The organism is Rhizobium sp. NPDC092011 (assembly GCF_044756305.1).
GTDB lineage: Bacteria > Pseudomonadota > Alphaproteobacteria > Rhizobiales > Rhizobiaceae > Rhizobium.
Window position 1 is genome coordinate 1 of sequence record NZ_JBIVSO010000045.1, and the last position, 2,867, is coordinate 2,867.

Here is a 2,867-nt window from a genome sequence, read left to right on the forward strand (position 1 = left end):
CCGGCCGCAGTCACCTGCAATCCGGAAAGGGTATCGCCATTGACGAGCCCTGCGCCGCCGACCGTGTAGGTCAGCGTCGGATTGGCATCGCCATAGGCCTTCGACTGGGCGTCTGCCGCCACCGTCAGGGCTCGCCGGTTCACAGTGAGATCCGCCCCGACATAGGTCAGGGCGTAGTTACCGGAAGCCGCAAGTGAGCCTTGCGTGATCGCGTAGCCGCCGACACCCGAGTATTGCGCTGCCAAGGTCGCAAGCGAACCGGAAAGCGTATCGCCGTTGATGAGACCGTTGGTCGAATAGGTTAGCGCCGGATTGATGTCGCCATAGGTCCTCGAAAGAGCGTCGGCAATCACCGTGAGTGGGCGCTGCGTGACTGTCAGATTGGCGCCAATATAGGTCAGCGCGTAATTGTTCGATGCCGCAAGCGCGCCCTGTGTGATCGCGTAGCCCCCGACATTCGAATATTGCACTGCCGAGGTCGCAAGCGAACCGGAAAGCGTATCGCCGTTGACGAGCCCTGCGCCCCCCACCGTGTAGGTCAGTATCGGGTTTGTGTCGCCATAGGCCTTCGACTGGGCGTCCGCCGTTACCGTAATCGGGCGGGCTGTCACGGTCGCGGTATTGCCGGCAAAGGTGATGGCATAGTTGGTATTGTCGAGCGTCCCTCGTGTGAGGGTATAAGTGCCGACGCCGCTCGTGCTGGTGAGGCCCCCAAGTCCGCCGGACAGGGCATCTCCGTTCAGCAACGAACCGCTCGTCACGCTATAGGCTGGCGAAAGCGTGTCGCCATAGGTGAAGCTCTGACCGGCATTCGCCGTCACGGTAAGCGCACGCTGATTGATCGTCAGGTCGGCGCCCACGTAGTTTATGGCGTAGTTGGCATTGTCGAGGGAACCTTGCGTGATCGCATAGCGACCCACATCGGAATACTGCCCGGTGGCTGTGGCAAGCGAGCCTGAAAGCGTATCGTTGTTGACCGTGCCTGTAGTTGTATATGTCAACGTTGGATCGGCATCACCATAGATCTTCGTCTGCGTCTGCGCGGTTATCGTCAGTGGGCGCCTTCCTATGGTCAAGTTCTGACTGTAATCGACATAGGCCGTGCGGGAGCCGGTTTCGATCAACGAGATGACGCCAGCGTCGCCGTAATTATAGGTTCCGGCATTGGTCGTGGCCTTGATCGCGCTACCCCAGTTGAACGTGACATTGGCTATTCCGACGCCCGACAATATAGCGCCGCTGATCGTGGAATTGCTCTCTCCATAGGTGCGGGAGGCACTTCCGATCTTGACATAGTCGTCATAGAGCCCGCTGCTGAGCGAACGCAGCATCATATAGCCATTGTTCGCGCCGCTAGTGGATTTGCCCCAGACGGACGTAAAATCCCAGCCCGCGTTGATGAAAGTGAACGGGTCTTGCATGTCAAGGCGTCCAAGGCCTCTGGCGGAAAATGTGCCTTGACCGCTTTGGCTGGTGCCGAAGTATTGGTCGCTGGTGTCCGTGTCCCAAAAGCTATTGCTGACGGTACTATAGTTCAAGCCGACCAAACCGTACCCGGGGCGCCGGCCTGAGGTAAAGGTATATGCAATGTTGCCGCCATTGACTCCGACCAGGTCACCGATATAGCTGTAGCCGCTGGCTGCACCTGTCGCGTAGGACTGCGTGACCGAACCTGCATTCCAGCCGACCAGGCCGCCGACATTGAAATTGCCGACGACCGTGCCGGTGGCATAGGACGATGTGACCGAGCCCCGGTTGTAGCCAACCAGACCGCCGATATTGTCGCTGCCGCCGGTGACCGTGTTGGTCGCAAAGGACGACGTTATCGAACCTGCGCTGTAGCCGGCCAAACCGCCGACATTGCTGTGACCACCGTAAATCGATCCGCCGACCAAGCCGATGCGCATTATCCGCGAACCTGGGCCTGCATAGCCGAAAAGGCCCGCATAATAAACGCCGGTTGCGTATAGATTGTAAATCGTGTGATTTTGTCCGTCGAAGTTACCGTTAAAACCATTGGAATTGTTCAACACGTTGCCAGCGCGATCGACGCCGATAGGCACGAGCCCCGCATAGACATTCCAGCTCGCAGTCCCCGAGGCGTCGAGGTTCTTCCCGAGCGCGAAGTTGCCGTTGAGATAAAGATTGATGGCCTGAAGGTTGGTGAGATTGTTCACCAACTGATAGGCAATAACGCTGTTTGCGACGACTTTGCTGCTGAAATCAGTCGCAGTCCCGAAGCTGGACGGATTGTAATATAGTCTTGCCGCGGAAGATGATCCTGAAAGCGCTACGGACCCTCCCGCGCCGAATGAGACCGTACCCGCGCCGGCGCCCGAATTGTCGGCCTGCAGCACCAGCCCGGCGCCCGCCCCCGACGCCGTAACCGCTGCGTTGATTGTGATGTCGGAGGCAGCGCTCAAAGTCAGCGTGGTTGCCGCGGTCCAGTTGATCGGGGCGGCCACCGTGATGGTGCCGGCCTGCGATCCGGCGGAGCCCGCTGCGCCGGTCGATACCGTGACATTGGCGGTTGCGAGCGCGTTGGTGAGCGTATTGACGTTGATGATACTGTCATTGCCTGACGCCGTGAAGCCCGACGAGTTGCTGTCCGTCCCCGTCGAGATCGTCACATTGTAGGGATCGAGCAGCAGATTGCCGAAGGAGCCATGCGCCGCCGTCAGGTCGGTGAGGCCGGTGTAGGACAGTTTTGCCTTGCCCGAGACCTCGACCTCGCCGCCGTTGCCGGAGACCGCGCCGCCCTTCGCCGTGATCGTGCCGGCAAAGCGCGTCAGATCATCCGACCACAGAACGACATTGCCGCCATGACCCGTCGTGACCGCATCGGCATTGATGACGGTGTTGGCATC

Annotated in this window: 1 protein-coding gene; it reads right to left on the reverse strand. The window is 59.5% G+C overall.

The features are described 5' to 3' along the window. A partial coding sequence (locus tag ACIQJ2_RS38200) for a beta strand repeat-containing protein (protein ID WP_400678228.1) occupies positions 1-2,867 on the reverse strand: 2,867 nt, incomplete at both ends.